General features: G+C 67.6%; 1 protein-coding gene. It reads left to right on the top strand.

Going from position 1 to position 649, the window contains the following annotated elements; genetic code table 11:
- Positions 1 to 241 precede the first annotated feature (241 nt).
- On the top strand, positions 242 to 649 hold a 408-nt coding region (locus AC4F3Q_RS13520), incomplete at its 3' end, for a PKD domain-containing protein (protein WP_491040416.1).

Genomic DNA, 649 nt, shown 5'->3' with positions numbered 1-649 from the left:
GATCGACCCGGCGATGTGTCAGCCGGGCTCGTCGGTCTCCTATGACCCGGCGTACTCCTACCGGTGTGACGGGTTCGATCTCGAGTGTGCGGAAGGGGAGATCCTTCAGCCGCCGCGTGAGTCGCGCAGCCGCCTGACCGGCGCCGCACAGTGGGGTCCGTGGACTGCTCTGTCTTCGTGGCAGTGCGTCACCCCGGAGGAAGGCGACCTGATCGACGACGTGCGTTCCGCGTTCGCCGAGATGACGCTGACACCCTCACCGATCACGGTCATCGACGGCCGTGGCTGGACGTTCGTGCAGATCGACACGATCGTCTACTCCGACGATGAGCCCCAGACGCTCGCCACGACCGTCGGTGGCACTCCGGTCGAGCTGCGCGCGACGCCGGTCGAGTGGCGCTGGGACTTCGGCGACAAGACCAAGCCCCTGACGACCGCCAAGCCCGGCGGCCCCTACCCGGACAAGACCGTCTCGCACGTCTACACCCACCTCGGCACCTACCAGGTCACGCTCACCACCACGTGGCAAGGCCAGTGGCGTCTCGTTGGCGAGACGACCTGGCGCGACGTCGACGGCCAGAACGTCACCACCACCACCTCCGAGCCGTTCACCACCCACGAGATCCGCACCCGCCTCGTCACACCACCC

This window comes from Flavimobilis sp. BM9 (assembly GCF_058313055.1).
The sequence above is the reverse complement of the archived record's forward strand: the minus strand, read 5'-3'. Positions and strand labels throughout refer to the sequence as shown.